The sequence below is a fragment of the Pseudolysobacter antarcticus genome (genome assembly GCF_004168365.1).
In the GTDB taxonomy this organism is placed as follows: Bacteria; Pseudomonadota; Gammaproteobacteria; order Xanthomonadales; family Rhodanobacteraceae; genus Pseudolysobacter; species Pseudolysobacter antarcticus.
In genome coordinates, this window is sequence record NZ_CP035704.1 from 3,838,966 (window position 1) to 3,856,135 (window position 17,170).

Below are 17,170 nucleotides of genomic sequence, written 5' to 3' on the forward strand. Positions count from 1 at the left end.
CCGCAAGCCGCCGTTGCGAGAATGGCGTAGTCGGTGCCTGCGCATCACTGCAGACTGCGGCGGTGCACGTGTGGCGCAGGCCTGCCCTCGCCATTCTTGCTGCGCTCGGTATAGACTGCGCGCCATGGCATCGGCGCCACGGCACGCAGAATGCCGCTAGCGACGGGTGCTGCGAACAGGGGCGCAGCGAGCTTGATTGTTGAACGGTCACGGGAAACCCCCGTGCAAAATCAGGAGCAGCATAATGATTCGCACACTCGCACTCGTGACATTACTGGCAAGCTCGACGCTGGCATTGGCCGCGGCGCAAAACTCGGTATACAAGTGGAAAGATGCCGGCGGCGCCGTGCATTATTCCGACGCGCCACCGCCGCAGGGAATCAGCTTTACCAAGGTCAAGGCTGGCATTACCAGCGCGGGCGCGGCGCCCACCGATGCTGCCGCACCGCCACCGGCTGCCAATCCGGCAGATAGCGATAAATCCGCCAGCGCCGATACCGCAGCCACACTGAAACAGACGCAGGCGCAGGCCAACGTCAAGCTCTGCGAACAGGCACGCGCCAACGTAAAACTGCTGCAGGGCGCGGGCACATTGAACATTTCGCGCGATGGCAAAGTAGAGCCGCTACCCGATGCAAATCGCGCTGGCGAACTGAAGCGCGCGCAGGCCGCTGCCACACTTTATTGTGGCTAAAATCCTGCGCGGAATTGAAACGGATCGATTTCAATCGATCCCTCGCTTGCTTCGATGATGGAAAATCCATCGCGGTTTTGATGCGTTTGCGGCGCAACGGCTACAATGGCGTTCTTTCCATTGAATTGTCCGAATCATGCGCCTGTCTCAATTTCATCTCTCCACCGTCAAGGAAATCCCCGCCGACGCCGACATCGAAAGCCAACGGCTGATGTTGCGCTCGGGCATGCTGCGCAAACTCGCCGCCGGCATCTACACCTGGACGCCGCTGGGGCTGCGTGTTCTGCGCAAGGTCGAAACCGTGGTGCGCGAGGAAATGAATCGCGCCGGCGCGCTGGAAATGCTGATGCCGTCAATTCAGCCGAAAGAGCTGTGGGACGAAACCGGGCGCTGGGAAAAATTTGGCGGCCAGTTGCTGAAGATCAAGGACCGCGCCGAGCGCGAATTCTGCTACGGCCCGACGCATGAAGAAGTCATTACCGATTTTGCACGCGCGGAACTGCGTTCGTACAAACAATTGCCGCTGAATTTTTATCAGATCCAGACCAAGTTCCGCGATGAAATTCGTCCGCGTTTCGGCGTGATGCGTGCACGCGAATTCCTCATGAAAGATGCGTACTCGTTTCACCTGACACCGGAATGCATGGCGCAAACCTATCAGGTGATGTTTGACGCCTATACGCGCATCTTCACGCGGCTCGGTTTGCAATTCCGCGCGGTGCAGGCGGATTCGGGCGCTATCGGCGGCAATTCTTCGCACGAATTCCAGGTGCTGGCCGAATCCGGCGAAGATGCAATCGCGTTTTCCGACACCTCGGATTTTGCCGCGAATATCGAACTCGCCGAAGCCGTCGCGCCGAGCACAATCGCACCAGCGGCAACTGCAGCGCTGACCCTGGTCGATACCCCGAAGCAAAAAACCATCGAGGAAATTTCCGGATTCCTCAAGGTCGATCCGACGCAGTGTCTGAAAACGTTGATCGTGCAAGGTCGCGATGGTCTGGTCGCGTTGTGTCTGCGCGGCGATCACGAAATCAACGAGGTCAAAGCCGCCAAGCTCGCCGAATTGCCGGGTGAATCGGTGCTCGCCGAAGAAGCGCAAATCGTCAAGATTATCGGCTGCAAACCCGGATTCATCGGCCCGATCGGCCTCACTATTCCCGTGATTGTGGATCGCGCCGCAGCCGTGCTCGCGGATTTTGTCTGTGGCGCGAACAAGGACGGCCAACATTACACCGGCGCCAACTGGCAGCGTGACGCACAGGTCACACGCGTTGCCGATATCCGCAAAGTGGTCGCAGGCGATGCCTCGCCGGATGGCCACGGCACGCTGAAAATCGCGCGCGGCATTGAGGTCGGACACGTCTTTCAGCTCGGCCAGAACTACGCGCAAGCAATGAATGCGACCGTGCTCGACGAAGCTGGCAAGGCGCGCGTGATGTACATGGGCTGTTACGGCATCGGCGTATCGCGCATCGTCGCGGCGGCGATTGAGCAGAATTTCGACACCGCTGGAATCCGCTGGCCCGAAGCGATGGCGCCGTGGCAAGTGGCGATTTGTGTGATCAATCCGAAAAACAATGCCGAGGTCAACGACGCGGCGACCGCGCTATTGCAGGAACTGCAGCAAATGCAGATTGATGCGGTGATCGATGATCGCGGCCTGCGTCCGGGGGTGATGTTTGCCGATATCGAATTGATCGGAATTCCGCATCGCCTGGTAATCAGCGAGCGCGGCCTTTTGGCCGGCACCCTGGAATATCGTGCGCGCGCTGAAACGGAAAATCAGGTTCTACCACGCGCGGAAGCCATCGCATTATTGCAGCGGCATTGAACCCATCGCGGTTTTAATCGGTTACGCACAATGCCGGCGAATTCATCATCGCCGGCATTGGCTTATCGAACGCCGGGTGCGTTCGGACCCGATCATTTCACACCTTTTTGACCGCCGCGCGCGTATCAGGCATCGCTTACTCTGCGATATATGCCTGAAGTCACGACGAATTTCCTATTGCGCGAAATCAATTCGTGACTAATAATGTGACCGTTTTTGGAATTCTCACATTGTTTAATGTAAAGAAAACGTTCTGTAATTGAGTATTTTACAAACGGTTCGCACCGATCTTTTCTATCAATGACTTCATGGAAGGGTAGAGCCCATGACACGCATCTCTAGATTGGCCGCAGAAAAACCACCCAAAGGAAAATCAATGGCAATTGACATCAAGACCTTGAATCACAATCAGCTCGACGATCTGATCCAGAAAGCCGAAACGCGCAAGCACGAATTGGCCAAGGAAAAATCCGTCAAGCTGCGTGAAAAGCTGACCGCGCTGGCAAAGGCGGAAGGTTTCACCATCGAAGACTTGTTCAGTCTGAAAGGTGCCAAGCGCGGCGCCAAGCGCGCACCGGCAAAACCGAAATATCGCAACCCGGCCGATCACACCCAGACCTGGTCCGGTCGTGGCAAACGTCCACGCTGGTTCCATGCTGCGTTGACGGCTGGCAAGAAAGAAAAAGATTTGCTGATCTGAATTCAGAGTCAGTGAGTCGTGGTTACCTGAAGCGGAGATCGCAACTGATCTCCGCTTTATTTTTGTCTGCAGATTTGCGCCGCGACAAATAGCATACGCGCCCGTTCAGACGAACCTCATTAGCGCGAATTCCGCGCGATAATTATCGCGGCGGTATTTTCCAGATGATTTCAGCGTTCGCCACGCAGCGGATTACAGACTGCGGCGCGGCGCTACCAGCAAGTCGCCGAACAACAATCCCGCGACCAGCGAAACCAGCAGAGTCATCAGCGCAAATGCGGTGTCGATGCCTAGAAAAATGTCGCGCTCGAACATGAAAGAAAGACTGCGGAATCCGACACTACCCGGCACCAGCAGGATGATTCCCGGAACACGAACGAGCGCGCCGGGACGACGCGCGATCACCGCATACAGATTGCTCAATGCGCCCATCGACAATCCGGCGATGAACACGCCGAACTCGGCGCCGAACGCAACGCTGCCGCTATAACTGATGCCGTAGCCCAGTGCAGCGGAAAACATCACCAACAGATAATCGCTGCGCGCGCTTTTGAACAACACCGCGAACGCATAACAACCGGCGATCAACGCGGTCCATTCGACCAGACTCGATACCGGCGGCAACGGTTGTCCGGTCGGAATCAATCCGAGCAGCAAGCACAATTTGTTCGCCGCGAGCGTGCCGAACGCGAACTTCAGCAACATCGCCAACGCGCCGGCCAAACGCGCCACGCCCGATACCAGATGCTGGGTCGATAATTCGCGCACGGCGGTGGTCAAGGTCAGGCCCGGCAGCAGTACGATCACGCTCGCCAGCACCACCGCTTTCACCGACAGCGGAACGAGATAAAAACTGATGACCGTGGCGATCAGCGTCGCTAACAACGCCGACAAGGCTTCGAGACTCGCGGCCAGCCGTGGCCGGCGCTGCGCGAGTTGCGCGAGCGCGCCGATCAGCATGCCGGTGGCCGCCGATACCGCAATATCCGCAACACTGGTGTGCAGAATCGCGGCCACCGCGGCGGAGGCGATGCCGTAGCACAGCACGGTGTGCAGATCCGACAAACGACTTTGCCCGTGCCGGATCGCGCGCAACTGTTGATGTCCCTGTTGGATATCCAGACTGCCATCGATCACGCGATCGGCGATCTCATCGACGCGGCACAACAAATCCAGGTCGATATCGCCCGGCGACAGACGAATCACTTGGGTGAGCTGCGACAGCGCATCTTCGCCGAGTGCGCAATCGGCGAACGACATGATGATCGAGGTCGGGCTGGACATGATGTCGCAGCGCAAATTCAGGCGTCGGCTGACGCGGTTGATCGCATCTTCCAGACGTGGCGCCGCGGTGCCGTACTGATGCAGGCGGCGCGCGAGTTCCATCACGAAAGCGATGCGGGTAGTTAGCGCGGATTCGACATTCATCACAACCTCTGGTGGCACGCTTCAACCCCGCGCGCTGTGCAATGCCAAGCATACTGCGCCGATGGCAAACTGCGCATTCTGCGGCAGCATCGATTTACGCGCGCTGTCTGTGTTGGCCGAACTTTGCCGCGCGCAGGTTCGCAGCTTCGGCGATTGCTGCTAGCCTTGCTACATGTCCGCAGCCACCGCCGGTTACGCCGAAATTCAGCACCACGGCGCAGAGTCTTCTCTGCGCATCGGTGGCGACTGGACATTGGCCTACGCCGCAGCGCTCGATGGCAAGGTGAATCGCCTGAAACGCGATGCATCGCTCCGTGCTGCGCACATCGATGCCAGCGCGCTCGGCAAACTCGACAGCATCGGCGCGGAATTGCTGATCGCACTGCTCGGTCGCGAACCGCTGCAAATACTCGCGCAAGATCCGCAGGCGCTGACCGCACCGCAACGCGCCTTGCTCATCGCCGTCAGCGCCGCACAGGGCGAAAGTCGAATTTCGGCATCACCAAAACCGCGTTGGAGCGACGCACTCGCACGCATCGGCGCCGCGGTCGAAACCATCACCGGCAATTTCATCGCCCTGCTCGGTTTCATCGGCCTGAGCTTGAGCACACTCGTGCGCGTGTTGCCGCAACCGCGACGCTGGCGTGTGACTTCGCTGGTATTCCATATCGAGCAGACCGGATTGAACGCGGTGCCGATCGTCGCGCTGCTGAGTTTTCTGGTCGGCGCGGTAATCGCATTTCTCGGCGCGACCGTGCTGCGTGATTTCGGCGCGTCGGTATTCACGGTCGAACTGGTTGGTTATTCGTTCCTTCGCGAATTTGGCGTGCTGCTCACCGCGATTCTTGTCGCAGGTCGATCCGGCAGCGCGTTCACCGCGCAAATCGGCTCGATGAAAAGTCGCGAGGAAATCGACGCCTTGCGCACGCTCGGTCTCGATCCGATGGAAGTGCTGGTGATGCCGCGCCTGCTCGCATTGCTCATCGCGATGCCGATGCTGACTTTTATTGCGATGATCGCCGGCATCATCGGCGGCGGCGCGGTCTGTGCACTCGCGCTGGATATTTCGCCGGGCATGTTCATTTCGCGTTTTCTCGAAGGCACCGAAGCACGGCATTTCTGGGTCGGCATGGGCAAGGCGCCGATCTTCGCGTTCCTCATCGCGATCATCGGCTGCCTCGAAGGTTTCAAGGTGTCGGGTAGCGCCGAGTCGGTCGGCGAACACACCACCGCGAGCGTGGTGCAATCGATTTTCATGGTGATTCTGGTCGATGCGATCGCCGCGATCTTTTTCATGGAGATCAACGTTTGAATTCCGTGCAGACAATTGCCGCACCCGATCCCGAGGCCGCGCAAAACGTGATCGAAGTACGCGGCATGCGCAACCAATTCGGCACGCAAGTGGTGCACGATAATCTCGATCTCGAAGTTCGCCGTGGCGAAATCCTCGCTGTGGTCGGTGGCTCCGGCGCAGGCAAATCCGTGTTGCTGCGCGCGATCATCGGCCTGCGCACAGCGGATGCGGGTGAGGTGTATTTGCTCGGGGAAAACATCAAGCAACTTTCGCCCGCGCGACGCGCCACGCTTGAACAACGCATCGGTGTCCTGTTTCAGGACGGCGCATTGTTCTCGTCGCTGACCGTCGCGGAGAATGTCGCGGTGCCGCTGATCGAGCATCATCGCCTCAGCAAGACGCTGGTCGAACGCATCGTCGCGCTGAAGATTTCGCTCGCAGGCCTGCCCGCCGATGCCGGCGCAAAATATCCCGATCAACTTTCCGGCGGCATGCGCAAGCGCGCCGCCCTCGCACGTGCGCTCGCGCTCGATCCGGACATTCTGTTTCTCGATGAGCCGACCGCGGGCCTCGATCCAATCGGCGCCGCCGCATTCGATCAACTGATTTTGACCTTGCGCGAAAGTCTCGGCCTCACGGTTTTCATGATCACCCACGATCTCGATACGCTGTACACCATTTGCGACCGGGTTGCAGTGATCTCGCAGAAAAAAGTGCTTGTGCTCGGTGATCTCGCCACCGTGGCGAGCAATCCGGATGAGTGGATTCAGTCCTATTTTCACGGCCCGCGCGCACGTGCCGCAGCAGCCGCGCAAGCACGCCAGCTGCCACCGCAATCCTCGATATCGGCGCCCAGGAGTTAATGATGGAAACACGTGCGCACCATGTTCTGATCGGTGTATTCACCCTCGTGGTGGTCGCCGCCGCGATGCTGTTCGTATTGTGGCTGTCGAAGGCCAGCGCGGATCGCGAATTCGCCTATTACGACGTCGTTTTTACCGAGGCAGTAACGGGTTTGTCGAAAGGCGGCCTCGTGCAATACAACGGCATCAAGGTGGGCGAAGTCACGCAGTTGCGACTGTCGCCGAAGGACGCGCGCAACGTCGAGGCACGCATTCGTGTCGATGGCGGCACGCCGATCAAGGTCGATACCAAAGCCAAACTCGCATCGCTCGGCTTGACCGGCATCGCGTTCATCCAGCTTTCCGGTGGCGCCCCCGGCAGTGCGCCCCTGCTGGACACGCCCGAGCAACCGGTGCCGCGCATTATTGCCGATGAATCGGCACTGCAAAAACTGCTGGCGTCGAGCGAAGACATCGTCACGACGGTCAACGATGTTTTGTTCCGTGTCGGCAATCTGCTGAGCCAGGAAAACGTCGATCGCGTGTCGCGCACGCTGCAGCATGTCGATCAATTGTCCGGTGCGATCGCCGACCAGCGCGACGACCTGAAACACGTCATCAGCGATCTCGCCGGCGCCACCACGCAGTTGCGCAGCACCTTGGCCCAGGTCGACAAGATGGCACGAACTACCAACGATCTGGTCGATCACCAGGGCCGCGCCACGCTCGATGCCGCCAGCGCCACGCTCGCGGCCTTGCAACGCACGGCCGAGGGCGCGGACAAACTGGTCAGCCAGAATCGCGAAGCGATCAACAATTTCAGCAATCAGGGTCTGTCGCAAATCGGCCCGACCGTGGTCGAGTTGCGCGATCTGTTGCGCTCGCTGAAATCCATCACCGATCAGTTGCAGGATAATCCGGCCGGTTATCTGTTCGGCCACGGCCAGCCCAAGGAGTTCGAACCGAAATGAAAGCGACCTGGCGAATCCTGTCGAGTGCTGCCGCGCTATTGATGTTGTGCGGCTGTCTCGGCATCACCAAAAAACACGAACCGTCGACCGTGTACGCGCCGACGCTTGCGCACAGCACGGCGGCGAGCGGTGCGCCGTTGGCGTGGCAACTGCTGGTCGATGTGCCGAGCGCGGTCGATCCGCTCGACGGCACGCGCATCGTGGTCATGCCGCAACCGGGCATCGTGCAGTTCTACAAGGATGTCCGCTGGCGTGAGCGCATGCCGGTATTGCTGCAATCAATGCTGTTGCAGGGATTTCAGGAATCCGGCCGCCTGCTCGGTGCGAGCAGCCTGTCTACCGGCCTGCGTGGCGACTACGCGTTGCATCTGGATCTCGGCGATTTCCAAGCCGAATATCGCGGCGCGACCAACCCCACTGTCGTCATACGGCTCAATGCGCAACTCACGCAAAACGCCAGCAATCGCGTGATTGCGGCGCGCAGTTTCAGCTGGGAACAACCGAGCGGCGAAATCGCCATCGGCACGGTGGTCGCCACGTTCGAGCAGGGTTTGAATAACGTATTGCCGCAAGTTGTGGAGTGGACACTCAAGAGCGGCGAAGCGGATTGGCAGAGCATCAACGCCAAGACGCGCTGAGAAGATTTTTCTTGCTCGTCATCCCAGCGCAGGCTGGGATGACGGCTCCTGACGATGACGAATTTTTTCGCCGACGTTTTTAAATTACCAGTTTTAACGCGTTTCGCCGGCAACAATGATCCGCCGAAACGTCAGATTGATACGTGCCGCAACTTCACGCGCCGTCTTCGGCAAATCGTGGCGATAATTCTTCTGCGTTGCACCGCGCATCAACAGCAGACTACCCAACGGCAAATCCAGCGTGAGTCCGAGCGATTTATCGTGCTTGTGGCGCAAGCGAAATCGCCTTACGCCGCCCAGGCTCAATGATGCGATGACCGGCGCTGGCCCGAGTTCAGGCTCGTCATCGCTGTGCAGCCCCATGCTGTCGCGGCCATTGCGATACAGGTTGCACAGCACGCTATTGAATTTCGAAGCGCAAACCAACGCGATCCGATCGCGTAGATTCGCAAGCTCGGGCAACCACGGTCGTGGCTCGAACTGCATGCGCGAATAGGTGTAATACGCGTCGTCATCGCCGATCCAGCACGACAGTCGTGGTGAATCGAGTTCGCGCCCAAACAGGCGCACGCGATGTTGCTCCCAGCAGATTTGCGCGTGCAGGTCTGCGAAAGTTTTCGCCGCAGTCGCGACATCGAGAAAATTCGGCAGCAGTTGCACATCGGCATCCGGCAGCGAAAAGATCTGCCAATTGTTCGGATCGTTCACGTTGTCGGCGCCATCGTTCATCGCAAACATCATAGCAACTGCATCGTCACGTCAATGATTGCCCGCACGCGGAAAAATCAGGACACTGTGAGCTTTCCAGCACCGAGCCAGATCATGAGCGAACGCGAATTCATGGAATACGACGTCATCACCGTGGGCGCCGGCCCGGCGGGCTTGGCGTTCGCGATACGCCTGAAACAGCTCAAGCCGGATATCCGCGTCTGTGTGATCGAGAAAGCCTCGGTCGTCGGCGCGCAGATTCTTTCCGGCGCCGTGATCGAACCCGAACCGCTCAACGAATTGTTGCCGGAGTGGGGCAAGAACCCGCCGCCGATTTGTGTGCCGGTGGCGAAGGACGAGTTCTATTGGCTCGGCAAGGAAAAGGCGACCAAATTGCCGGCACCGCCGCAGATGCACAACCACGGCAATTTCATCGTCTCGCTCGGCGCATTGTGTGCTTGGCTGGCACCGCAAGCCGAAGCGCTCGGCGTGGAAATCTATCCGGGTTTCGCTGCCGCCGGATTGTTGTTCGACGACAACGGCGCCGTTGCCGGCGTAAGCATCGGCGACATGGGCGTGGCGAAGGATGGCTCGCACCACGCCGGATACACACAGGGTATCGACATCAAGGCGCCGCTCACGGTACTGGCCGAAGGGTGTCGTGGTCATCTGAGCAAACAGCTCATCGCGAAATACGAACTCGACAAGGACAGCGATCCGCAAACCTACGGCATCGGCATCAAGGAACTCTGGCAGCTCGCGCCGGGCAAAGGCGAACCGGGCAAGGTCGTGCATACACTCGGCTGGCCGCTCGACAATATGACCTACGGCGGCAGTTTTATTTATCACCTCGATAAGGATCGGCTGGCCATCGGTTTTGTCTGCGGACTGGATTATCCCGATCCGATGTTCTCGCCGTTCGAAGCGTTCCAGCAGCTCAAGCATCATCCGCTAGTGAAGCCGCTGCTCGAAGGCGGCAGCATCTTGTCGGGCGGCGCGCGCGCGATTGTCGAAGGCGGATACCAATCGTTGCCGAAAGTCGAAATGCCCGGTGCACTGCTGATCGGTGATGCCGCCGGCACCTTGAACGTGCCGAAGATCAAGGGCACGCACCAGGCGATGCGCGGCGGCATGCTCGCGGCCGAACATATCGCCGCGACCAATCAAAGTGCGGGCTGGGATGCAAAACTGCGTGGCTCGAAAGTGATGAGCGAACTGAAGAAAGTGCGCAATATTCGCCCCGGATTTAACAAGGGTTTATTGCCAGGATTGCTCAATGCGGGTTGGGAAACGATTACCGCCGGATTGTCACCGTGGACTCTAAAAAATCACGCCGACTGGAGCTCGCTGCACAAGCTGCAAGGCTACGAATCGCCGAAACGTGATTATGTGGCGCGTGACCTGCCGCCGCGCGATCGCCTGGCCTCGGTGTATTACGCTGCGACCGCGCACGATGAGGATCAGCCCGTTCATCTGCATGTGTCCGATACCAATATCTGCATCACGCGTTGCGCCGAGGAATACGATAATCCGTGCACGCGTTTTTGTCCGGCTGGTGTCTACGAAATCGTGCAGGACGCGGTGAACGGCAAACGCCTGCAGATCAACGCGGCGAACTGCGTGCATTGCAAGACCTGCGACATCAAGGATCCGTACCAGATCATCAACTGGGTCACGCCGGAAGGCGGCTCGGGGCCGAACTATCAGAACCTGTGATTCGACACTGCGCAAGACCGCTTCGTACATCGATTCAAACTACTCACTCCTCGGAAATATCAGCCATGTCCAAACATCTTTTCCCGCCGATCGTGGCGTTACTCGCGCTTTCAGTCTTGGCCGGCTGCAACAGCTCGCCGAGCGATAATGCTGCAGCAAAATCCGATGTCGGCAAAACGATTACCGCCAGCGAACTCGCCAGTGCAAAAAATGCCGACGGGGTGTGCGCGCTGGATACGGTCGATGATATTGAAAACGCCAAGTCATGGACGGTGAAAAAAAGTGCGATCTCGATGGTGCGCGGCTGGGCGTCCACCAGCGGCAAAAAAATGCCGACACAATTCACCATCGTCCTGACGGCACAACAAGCCTACGGTTTTGCTGGCAAAACCGGCGAGCCTCGGCCGGATGTGGCGCAAGCACTGGGCAGCGCGGACTTGGCTAATTCTGGCTACAACTTCGCCGTGGATTTTTCGAATATTCCAACCGGCACGTATCACGCATTCGCATTGACCAGCTCGGCCACGGGCAACGAAATCTGCAATTTCCAGCGCGAGATCGTCGTCACGCCCTGAAATAAAATAGCCATTATCTTTCCACGGAAACAGACATGAGCAAATCCTTGATCGCGCTGGTCAGCGCTCGCAGCGCGCGGGCACTTGACGACGATCTGCTGCCGCTGCTGCACTCTTTGATAACCGCCGGCATGTCTGCAGAGCTGGTCGATTGGGACGATACAACGATCAATTGGTCGCGTTATTCCGTCGCACTTTTGCGCTCGACATGGGATTACACACAACGCCTGCCGGATTTCCTGGCCTGGGCCGCGCGAACCGCCGAAACCACGCGCCTGCTGAATCCGCTAGATATCGTGCGCTGGAACACCGACAAACATTATCTGCACGATCTTGCCGCGGCAGGCGTGCCGGTGGTGTCGAGTTTTTTCATCGAACCCGGCCAATCGGCCGATGCCCTGCCCGATCACGACGAGTTCGTGGTCAAGCCCGCGGTCGGCGCAGGCTCACGCGATGCGCAGCGCTATGTACGCAGCGAGCGTGCGGTCGCGATCACGCACGCACAGCGTCTGCTCGATGCCCATCGCAGCGTGCTGGTACAGCCGTATCTGCATGCGGTGGATCAGCAGGGTGAATCCGCGTTGCTGTATTTCAACGGCAGCTATAGTCACAGCATTCGCAAGGGCGCGTTGCTCAAACGCGGTGAGGACGCGACGCGAGCGTTGTTTGCAGCGGAACATATCAGTGCACGCAACGCCGACGCGGATGAGCGCGCGCTGGCCGAACAGACTTTGGCCGCGATCCCGTTCACGCAACCGCTGTTGTACGCGCGTATCGACATGATCCGCGATGCGAACAATCGTCCGTGCATTCTCGAGCTCGAACTGACCGAACCCTCACTATACTTTGCGTTCGCTGAGGGTTCGGTGCAACGATTTGCCGCAGCGATTATCGCCAGATTGAACACATTGGACGGTGCAGCTTTTCCGCAAGAAAAGCGCTAAGCGGCAGCCGCAATTACGCGCGAGACGTCATGACAAAAGCGGCGCGCTTCAAACTTCGCGTGACTGCAATGCGCGCTCGACTTCCTTGCGTTCGTGATCCGACAAACGCGCCGCTGCGGCATGGCAACGCGTGATCAAATCCGCGTCGCCAGGCATGCGTTCGATCAACTCCTTCAGCAAGCGGCTAGCCTCGTAATCTGAGCCGATCGAATTCGCATCATCGAGAATTCCCGATGCCGACACCTTGCCAAAACCTGGGGCATTGATCAGCGCCGTCAAGGCCTCGCGATGCTCGTAATCCGAGCTGATATTGCGCGCCGCCTGCAGATAGGCCGGTGCAATCGTGTCGGCGTTATCGACGTGCTGCAACACGCTTTGCACCAGGCTACGGCGCTCGTAATCGGAGGAGATGCTCTCGGCGCCGGCGAGGATCTGTCGCAATAAAACGTCATCGTTCCTGACGTTTTTCAGCAGCGCTTCGAGCGTGCGTCGATGCTCGTAATCCGAGCTGATACCGGCCACCGCAGTCATCCATGCCGCACGCGAGAGATGCCCGGCCAGCGACTGCGGCGCGACCGCCACGAGCAGTTCGGCACGCTCGTAATCCGAGCTCACATCGCCCACCAAGGTGAGCATGTGCGCGAGCAAGGCATCATCGAATTTCTGTTGCGTGAACAGCGTCTGCAAGGCTTGGCGTTTTTCATAATCCGAACCGATTGCCGCCGTCAGGTCGAGCACTTGATCGAGATCCTTGCCGCGCAAGCTGGTTTGTTTCGACAGTTCGATGATGTAACGCGAGCGGCCCGAATCGGAATCGATCAGGGCGATTTCAGCGAGCACCGCCGCGACGCCGCCACGCTTGAGAAAACGCTGTACGCGCGCTTCGGCATCGAAGCCACCGCTACGCAATACCGCGGGAATCACCTGCGCCAGCCAAGCGCGCGCATCGGCGTCGAGCGCTTGTTCGTGATCGTGCAGCCAATAGCGCCGTTCGATCGCACCATCGACCAGACGGTACTCGATGCGGCGTGCATTACCATCATGGTCCTGCTCGATGCTGGCGGTGCCGGTCAGGCTTTCGATGTCGTTTTCGCTCTCATTGAACGACACCTTGCCGTTGATCCTGACATCCAGCGTGCCTTGCCTGTCGCGCGTACGGATCAGTGTGTGATCGTCATCGATCGAGATGTGATATTCGGCGCCTGATACATGCGCCTTCGGCGCGGTGGGTGGTTTCGGCGCAACCGGTACGGCCGGCGGCGTCGGCACATCGGCGTGCGCAAACTGCAGCCCCGGCAGGATCATGGAAAAACCCATCAGCAAGGTGGTGACCAGGCACGCGCCCAGCCAGCCGGTTCGTAAAGTATTCATAGGTGCTCCTTCAAGCAGTTGATCGACACGTTGCATAAGTGGTGAACGGCGCTGCGCCATCGCGGCCGCAGGTGACCATCCAGCGTGGCCATTGCTGCGCTGCTGCAGGCAAGCCACCAGACATTCGGCGAGCGCATGCGCGCCATTCGGTGCTCTAGCCGCGGCAGCATCGCAGGCCAGCTCGGCGCATTCCTCGATACGTCGCCGCGCGAGATGCGTGAGCGGCACGAACCACAATAACGATTGCCAGATCGCGATGATTCGCCGCCAGCGCGGATCACGCCGTTGCAGATGAGCGAACTCATGCGCGAGCGCCGCCTGCAGTTGCGCGCGAGACCACTGCAAACGCGCCCAACGCGGCAGCACGATGTAGTGGCCGATCGCGAATGGCGAATCGATGTGATCCAGCTCGAACAGTCGTGGCGCGGATCGCCCGGCTGCGTCCGCAAGCGTGTCCAACATGTCCGTTGCGGACAGATCGTGGACAGCGTGTGCATCACATAATAATTGCCGAAGTTGCCACTCGGCGCGCAGCAAACGCGCGAGCTGCATGAGTGCGCCGGCCAGCCACAGCGAGAGCAACGGCAGGATCAAAACGTGTGGAATCTGCCATGACGAAACGCTGGCGCTGATTTGTGCATCGATCGGCGCGCTGCCGATTTTTGTGGCGCGCTGCGGTGCTTGTTCTAGCATTGCGACATGTTGCAAATCGCTAGCGGCTTTCGGTTTGTGCTGGATATCGGATGACGCTCTCACGCGCGTCGCAACCGTTGTGCTGACTGGGGTAACGCCGTGTACGGCGAATCTCAGCGCAGTCGGCAGCGGGATCGGCAAAAATGCGATCGATGCCGTCAACGCGCCACCGAACAGCGCGCTGCGCCAGAGCAGTTCGCGCCAGGCCAAACGCAATTTCAAGGTCGTATCAAGCAGCCAGGCGCAGGCCAGCAGCAGCATGGCGTGCATGGCGACGGTGAGCAGCCACGCCACAAAATGGGTCACATCAATCATGGGATTTTCCCTTGCCGAGTTTGCGCCGCAACTGATCCAGATCACCCGGCGCCGTGTCGCCTTCTTGCACCAGATGTGCCATCAGCGCTTTATGGTCGCCAGCGAACAAACTCGCGATCAGATCGCTGACCATCGAGCGCCGCACTTCGGACTCACTCACGAGCGCGCGATAAATCAATTGGCGACCATCACGACGCAAAGCGACCGCGCCGCGTTTTTCCAGTCGCGTCAGCAAGGTCGCAACCGTGGTGTGCTTTATGCCGCGCTCGCCGGCCAGCACATCGGCCACCTCCGCGGTGCTGACTTCGCCGCGCTGCCACAGCACGCGCATCACCGCGGCCTGCAGTTCGCTCAGAGCTATATCGCGTTTCTTGCTTGTCATCGGAATTCTTCTACAGCTGTCGTACTACAGTTGTAGAACATCACTCCGAAAAACACAAGCAGGCCGAAAGTCATGGTCATTTTTCGCGAATGTTTTTTGCTCGCCTTTTGGGGCGAAACATCTTTTAGCGTCCGCCATTCGGGCTACCCACAAACATGCGCAATCACCGCGGGATTACCGCAAAGACAATCCACGCTACAATTGCGCATTGTCTTGCTCACTCTGCCGCGTTCCGCGTCGGCGCAAACCTTGGGAATACCCGTACATGAAAATCCTGGTGGGTTACAAACGCGTGGTGGACTACAACGTCCGCATTCAGGTCAAACCCGATGGTTCCGGCGTGGTTACCGACGGCGTGAAACTCTCGGTCAATCCGTTCGACGAGATCGCGCTCGAAGAAGCGCTGCGGCTGCGCGAGAAAGGCATCGCCACCGAAGTCATCGTCGCCACGATCGGCCCGCCGGATGCGCAAGCGCACCTGCGCAACGGCTTGGCGATGGGCGCGAATCGCGCGATCCATATCACCACCACCGAGGCGATTCAGCCGCTCACCGCGGCGCGCGCCTTGCTCAAGCTAATCGAGAAAGAACAGCCGCAGATCGTGATCCTCGGCAAACAGGCGATCGATGACGACGCCAATCAGACCGGCCAGATGCTCGCCGCGTTGTGGGGCCGACCGCAGGCGACGTTCGCCTCGAAAGTCGAAGTGACCGGCGCCGTGGCGCGAGTCACGCGCGAGATCGATGCGGGTCTCGAAACCATCGAAGTCGATCTGCCCGCGGTGATCACCACCGACCTGCGTTTGAACGAGCCGCGTTTCATCAAGCTGCCCGACATCATGAAAGCGAAGGCCAAGCCGCTCGAAACAATCACGCTGGAATCGCTCGGCGTGGAATCCGGCGATCATCTCAAGACCACAAGTTACGCTCCGCCGGCCAAACGCACGCGTGGCGTGATGGTCAAGGATGTGCCCGAACTGATCGCCGCATTGAAGGCCAAAGGCCTGCTCTGATTTCGGCTGCATCGTTTTTATCGTGAACCGCCGCGGATCGCTTCCGCGCCACCACCAAGAGATTTCGCATGAGCAAGATTCTGATCGTCGCCGAACATGACCACGGCAAACTCAATCCGAGCACGGCCAAGTGCGTGACCTGCGCACTGCAGATGGGCGCGGACTCGGTCGATATTCTGGTGCTGGCCGCCGACCCAACCGCGATCGCCGCCGAAGCCGCGCGCATCGACGGCGTGACTCGTATCGTGACCATCGCCAACGCGGCCAATGAACACGCGCTCGCTGCGGTGCTCGCGCCGCAAGTTGCCGCAGCGGCGGCCGGTTATACGCATGTGCTCGGACCATCGACCACGTTCGGCAAAGATCTTCTGCCGCGTGTCGCCGGCTTGCTCGGCGTGGCGCAGGTTTCCGACATCATGAAAGTGCAGGACGCCTACACCTTCCAGCGCCCGATCTACGCCGGCAACGCGATCATCACGGTCGAAGCGGCGAAAGATCATGTCGTGGTCGCGACGGTGCGCAATGCCTCGTATGCCGCGGCGAATTCCGGCAGCAATACGGCACCGATCGAAGTGTCGAATATCACCGCGGAAATTCCGACGCATACGCGTTTCGTCGACCTGCAAGCCGGCGCCACCGATCGCCCCGACTTGCAGACCGCGAGCCGCGTAGTTTCGGGCGGTCGCGCCCTCGGCTCGAAGGAAAATTTCGAGATCATTTTCAAACTCGCCGACAAGCTCGGCGCCGGTGTCGGGGCGTCACGCGCCGCGGTCGATGCGGGTTACGTGCCGAGCGACATGCAGGTCGGCCAGACCGGCAAGATCATCGCACCCGAACTCTATGTCGCAGTCGGCATCTCGGGCGCGATCCAGCATCTGACCGGCATCAAGGACGCCGGCACGATCGTCGCGATCAACAAGGACGGCGAAGCACCGATCTTCGAAATCGCCGATTTCGGCCTCGTGGGTGACCTGTTCAAACTCGTGCCGGAACTCGAACAGGCGCTGTAAAAACGCCTGGCCATCGGGCTCGCGCAAACGTGCTGGCGCTCGG

Annotated in this window: 16 protein-coding genes; 12 read left to right on the top strand and 4 right to left on the bottom strand. The window is 59.3% G+C overall.

What is annotated here, in order from left to right; all coding sequences use genetic code 11:
• Window positions 1-244 precede the first annotated feature (244 nt).
• The 3 genes from ELE36_RS16500 (at window position 245) to ELE36_RS16510 (ending at window position 3,228) form a co-directional block, all read left to right on the top strand.
• Window positions 245-694, top strand: coding sequence for a DUF4124 domain-containing protein (locus tag ELE36_RS16500; protein WP_129835213.1), 450 nt, complete (start codon window positions 245-247; stop codon window positions 692-694).
• A 136-nt stretch (window positions 695-830) separates the two neighbouring features.
• A complete protein-coding gene (locus ELE36_RS16505) occupies window positions 831-2,528 on the top strand; it encodes a proline--tRNA ligase (RefSeq protein WP_129835215.1) in 1,698 nt (565 codons plus the stop codon).
• 376 nt (window positions 2,529-2,904) lie between these two features.
• Window positions 2,905-3,228 carry an H-NS histone family protein gene (locus ELE36_RS16510; RefSeq protein ID WP_129835217.1) on the top strand — a complete coding sequence of 108 codons (324 nt, stop codon included), beginning with the start codon at window positions 2,905-2,907 and terminating at the stop codon, window positions 3,226-3,228.
• 192 nt (window positions 3,229-3,420) lie between these two features.
• On the opposite strand, the gene ELE36_RS16515 is transcribed toward ELE36_RS16510, so the two are convergent.
• Complete coding sequence (locus ELE36_RS16515) at window positions 3,421-4,656, bottom strand: threonine/serine exporter family protein (RefSeq protein WP_129835219.1); 1,236 nt, start codon at window positions 4,654-4,656, stop codon at window positions 3,421-3,423.
• 172 nt (window positions 4,657-4,828) lie between these two features.
• Between ELE36_RS16515 and ELE36_RS16520 the strand changes: the two genes are divergently transcribed.
• From ELE36_RS16520 to ELE36_RS16535, 4 genes are all read left to right on the top strand, one after another.
• On the top strand, window positions 4,829-5,968 hold the full coding sequence (locus tag ELE36_RS16520) for an MlaE family ABC transporter permease (RefSeq protein ID WP_129835221.1): 1,140 nt from the start codon (window positions 4,829-4,831) through the stop codon (window positions 5,966-5,968).
• A gap of 65 nt (window positions 5,969-6,033) precedes the next feature.
• Window positions 6,034-6,813: an ABC transporter ATP-binding protein gene (locus ELE36_RS16525; RefSeq protein ID WP_129836962.1), complete on the top strand. Its 780-nt coding sequence runs from the start codon at window positions 6,034-6,036 to the stop codon at window positions 6,811-6,813.
• A 2-nt stretch (window positions 6,814-6,815) separates the two neighbouring features.
• Window positions 6,816-7,763: an MlaD family protein gene (locus ELE36_RS16530; protein ID WP_129835223.1), complete on the top strand. Its 948-nt coding sequence runs from the start codon at window positions 6,816-6,818 to the stop codon at window positions 7,761-7,763.
• Window positions 7,760-8,401: an ABC-type transport auxiliary lipoprotein family protein gene (locus ELE36_RS16535; RefSeq protein WP_129835225.1), complete on the top strand. Its 642-nt coding sequence runs from the start codon at window positions 7,760-7,762 to the stop codon at window positions 8,399-8,401. Before ELE36_RS16530 ends, ELE36_RS16535 begins: the two co-directional genes overlap by 4 nt.
• A gap of 93 nt (window positions 8,402-8,494) precedes the next feature.
• On the opposite strand, the gene ELE36_RS16540 is transcribed toward ELE36_RS16535, so the two are convergent.
• Window positions 8,495-9,130 (bottom strand): alpha-ketoglutarate-dependent dioxygenase AlkB family protein, encoded by a 636-nt coding sequence (locus ELE36_RS16540; RefSeq protein ID WP_129835227.1) that lies wholly within the window; start codon window positions 9,128-9,130, stop codon window positions 8,495-8,497.
• A 93-nt stretch (window positions 9,131-9,223) separates the two neighbouring features.
• On the opposite strand from ELE36_RS16540, the gene ELE36_RS16545 reads away from it, so the two are divergent.
• The 3 genes from ELE36_RS16545 to ELE36_RS16555 all read left to right on the top strand — a co-directional run bounded on the left by ELE36_RS16545 (window position 9,224) and on the right by ELE36_RS16555 (window position 12,344).
• Window positions 9,224-10,825, top strand: a complete 1,602-nt coding sequence (locus ELE36_RS16545) for an electron transfer flavoprotein-ubiquinone oxidoreductase (protein ID WP_129835229.1) — start codon at window positions 9,224-9,226, stop codon at window positions 10,823-10,825.
• A 65-nt stretch (window positions 10,826-10,890) separates the two neighbouring features.
• Entirely contained in the window at window positions 10,891-11,400 is a 510-nt protein-coding gene (locus ELE36_RS16550; RefSeq protein ID WP_129835231.1) for a hypothetical protein, read from the top strand.
• 35 nt (window positions 11,401-11,435) lie between these two features.
• The gene (locus tag ELE36_RS16555; RefSeq protein ID WP_129835233.1) at window positions 11,436-12,344 is read left to right on the top strand and encodes an ATP-grasp domain-containing protein; all 909 of its coding nucleotides are present in this window, start codon (window positions 11,436-11,438) and stop codon (window positions 12,342-12,344) included.
• A gap of 48 nt (window positions 12,345-12,392) precedes the next feature.
• On the opposite strand, the gene ELE36_RS16560 is transcribed toward ELE36_RS16555, so the two are convergent.
• Window positions 12,393-14,723 carry a M56 family metallopeptidase gene (locus tag ELE36_RS16560; RefSeq protein ID WP_129835235.1) on the bottom strand — a complete coding sequence of 777 codons (2,331 nt, stop codon included), beginning with the start codon at window positions 14,721-14,723 and terminating at the stop codon, window positions 12,393-12,395.
• Entirely contained in the window at window positions 14,716-15,105 is a 390-nt protein-coding gene (locus ELE36_RS16565) for a BlaI/MecI/CopY family transcriptional regulator (RefSeq protein WP_129835237.1), read from the bottom strand. Before ELE36_RS16565 ends, ELE36_RS16560 begins: the two co-directional genes overlap by 8 nt.
• A 265-nt stretch (window positions 15,106-15,370) precedes the next feature.
• Here ELE36_RS16565 and ELE36_RS16570 point away from each other — a divergent pair, with 265 nt between their 5' ends.
• The gene (locus tag ELE36_RS16570) at window positions 15,371-16,117 is read left to right on the top strand and encodes an electron transfer flavoprotein subunit beta/FixA family protein (protein ID WP_129835239.1); all 747 of its coding nucleotides are present in this window, start codon (window positions 15,371-15,373) and stop codon (window positions 16,115-16,117) included.
• A gap of 68 nt (window positions 16,118-16,185) precedes the next feature.
• Window positions 16,186-17,127 carry an electron transfer flavoprotein subunit alpha/FixB family protein gene (locus ELE36_RS16575; protein WP_129835241.1) on the top strand — a complete coding sequence of 314 codons (942 nt, stop codon included), beginning with the start codon at window positions 16,186-16,188 and terminating at the stop codon, window positions 17,125-17,127.
• Window positions 17,128-17,170 lie beyond the last annotated feature (43 nt).

Coding starts and splice junctions, on each gene's coding strand:
- ELE36_RS16500 (WP_129835213.1), top strand. CDS start 245: ATGATTCGCACACTCGCACTCGTGACATTACTGGCAAGCTCGACGCTG.
- ELE36_RS16505 (WP_129835215.1), top strand. CDS start 831: ATGCGCCTGTCTCAATTTCATCTCTCCACCGTCAAGGAAATCCCCGCC.
- ELE36_RS16510 (WP_129835217.1), top strand. CDS start 2,905: ATGGCAATTGACATCAAGACCTTGAATCACAATCAGCTCGACGATCTG.
- ELE36_RS16515 (WP_129835219.1), bottom strand. CDS start 4,656: ATGAATGTCGAATCCGCGCTAACTACCCGCATCGCTTTCGTGATGGAA.
- ELE36_RS16520 (WP_129835221.1), top strand. CDS start 4,829: ATGTCCGCAGCCACCGCCGGTTACGCCGAAATTCAGCACCACGGCGCA.
- ELE36_RS16525 (WP_129836962.1), top strand. CDS start 6,034: ATGCGCAACCAATTCGGCACGCAAGTGGTGCACGATAATCTCGATCTC.
- ELE36_RS16530 (WP_129835223.1), top strand. CDS start 6,816: ATGGAAACACGTGCGCACCATGTTCTGATCGGTGTATTCACCCTCGTG.
- ELE36_RS16535 (WP_129835225.1), top strand. CDS start 7,760: ATGAAAGCGACCTGGCGAATCCTGTCGAGTGCTGCCGCGCTATTGATG.
- ELE36_RS16540 (WP_129835227.1), bottom strand. CDS start 9,130: ATGAACGATGGCGCCGACAACGTGAACGATCCGAACAATTGGCAGATC.
- ELE36_RS16545 (WP_129835229.1), top strand. CDS start 9,224: ATGAGCGAACGCGAATTCATGGAATACGACGTCATCACCGTGGGCGCC.
- ELE36_RS16550 (WP_129835231.1), top strand. CDS start 10,891: ATGTCCAAACATCTTTTCCCGCCGATCGTGGCGTTACTCGCGCTTTCA.
- ELE36_RS16555 (WP_129835233.1), top strand. CDS start 11,436: ATGAGCAAATCCTTGATCGCGCTGGTCAGCGCTCGCAGCGCGCGGGCA.
- ELE36_RS16560 (WP_129835235.1), bottom strand. CDS start 14,723: ATGATTGATGTGACCCATTTTGTGGCGTGGCTGCTCACCGTCGCCATG.
- ELE36_RS16565 (WP_129835237.1), bottom strand. CDS start 15,105: ATGACAAGCAAGAAACGCGATATAGCTCTGAGCGAACTGCAGGCCGCG.
- ELE36_RS16570 (WP_129835239.1), top strand. CDS start 15,371: ATGAAAATCCTGGTGGGTTACAAACGCGTGGTGGACTACAACGTCCGC.
- ELE36_RS16575 (WP_129835241.1), top strand. CDS start 16,186: ATGAGCAAGATTCTGATCGTCGCCGAACATGACCACGGCAAACTCAAT.